The 1,547-nt window shown below is 38.6% G+C and carries 2 protein-coding genes; both read right to left on the bottom strand.

All coding sequences use genetic code 11. The features are described from left to right. Window positions 1–213: 213 nt before the first annotated feature. A complete protein-coding gene (locus AC1DG9_RS26910) occupies window positions 214–1,317 on the bottom strand; it encodes a PepSY-associated TM helix domain-containing protein (RefSeq protein WP_337716907.1) in 1,104 nt (367 codons plus the stop codon). Next, on the bottom strand, window positions 1,314–1,499 hold the full coding sequence (locus AC1DG9_RS26905; RefSeq protein ID WP_477635673.1) for a hypothetical protein: 186 nt from the start codon (window positions 1,497–1,499) through the stop codon (window positions 1,314–1,316). Before AC1DG9_RS26905 ends, AC1DG9_RS26910 begins: the two co-directional genes overlap by 4 nt. Window positions 1,500–1,547 lie beyond the last annotated feature (48 nt).

Below are 1,547 nucleotides of genomic sequence, written 5' to 3'. Positions count from 1 at the left end.
GATGAAAGGGATGCAGAAGTCTAAATCGAGATATGAGTCTAAACTCTGAGGAACGAATAGTTTACTTCTGCTTCCTTCTCATTCTAAATTATCAAAAACAAATCTAAAGGAACGAATGTGAGAGATCTCTTGACCCGGCATAATCAGGRGATCTCTCGCATTCGTTCGAGATGACGACCTCTTTATGATACGGCCCCTTTTCATTTTAATTGTTTAGGTGTAACTTTTTCTTACTTTTCGCCACCACAGCATTGCACCCGTAATGGAAAGCAAGCCCGGTAATAAACCTATGATCACGTATAATATTTTGATGGTGACACCACCAAAGTTTCCTACGTGAAGAGGAAAAAAAGTGGCTTCTACCCTTTCCCAAAATCCGTGTTCAGCTAATAGTTCAATAGAAATCACTTTTCCAGTTGTAGGATCTATAGCAATCGAATTTCCATTATAGAAGAATGCGGATTGGCCTTTTACTGTACCACTTGCCTGGAAATTCTTTCCGGGCTGGGTGGGTAAGTAAACTTTTTTAAGGATTAAGTCGGGCATATTTTTCTTTGCATTACTAAGCATTTCGTCTATGTTTTGTGAAGACAAGGTATTTATCGGAGTTGAAACAGTTTGTTTTTTCCAATATGCAGGATCTAATGAAAACTTGTTCATCCAGAAACCTGTAAAGAAAATAACCACATTAAAAGCCAATGCCCATACTCCAACAATTCTATGTAGACCAGAGGATATGGTTCTCCAATTATTCCATTTCATTTTCTCTTTAAAGGACAGCACTTTCCATACATGCTTTCTGTAAATGATCAACCCTGTTATGGTAGATAAGAGCATAGTAATCCCAAAAACCGTAGCCAGCAGCAATCCCGGTATACCAAGCTGAAAACTCCAATGAAATTGAAATATCCAGTGCATGAAACTTGGATTTAGATCTTTTAGGTTTCCTTCGCGCAAGGTCTTACCAGAGTAAGGATTGATGCTGACCATCCCAAGGTCATAGGTACTGATCTTTCCGTCGTTTTGATAAAGTCTGAATTCATATGCTTCATTTGTTACAGCATCAGGATTTAACCAGGCAATACCCGCAACGTTTGGATGCTCCTGCCCTATCTTCCTGTAGAGGGCATCTAGAAATAGTATTTTACCTGAGGGTTTTACCTTAAGTAATTCAGCATTGATCGCGTGATCGATCTCTTCTAAAAAGACCAATGCCGAGCCACTTAGCCCAAGCAGTAATAGAAAAACACCACTAATAAGACCAAGCCAGCTATGAAAAGAGAATGCCAGTTTAGTTATTGATTTTGATCTGTTCATCGGATTTGGTAGCTTATTCCAATTCTATAATTAAACGGATCACCTAAACCACCAGCAACTGTGCTCGATCTGCTCCCAGTGAAATAGTGTTTATCAGTAAGGTTATAAGCATTAAACTGAATGTTATAACGCCCCCTTTGATAGTTGATGGCTGCATCTAATACGGTATATTCAGGAAACACAAAGTTTTGACATCTAATACGGTATATTCAGGAAACACAAAGTTTTGA

The sequence above is a fragment of the Pedobacter sp. 05L430 genome (assembly GCF_056397585.1).
This window is presented reverse-complemented; position numbering and strand designations above follow the sequence as displayed.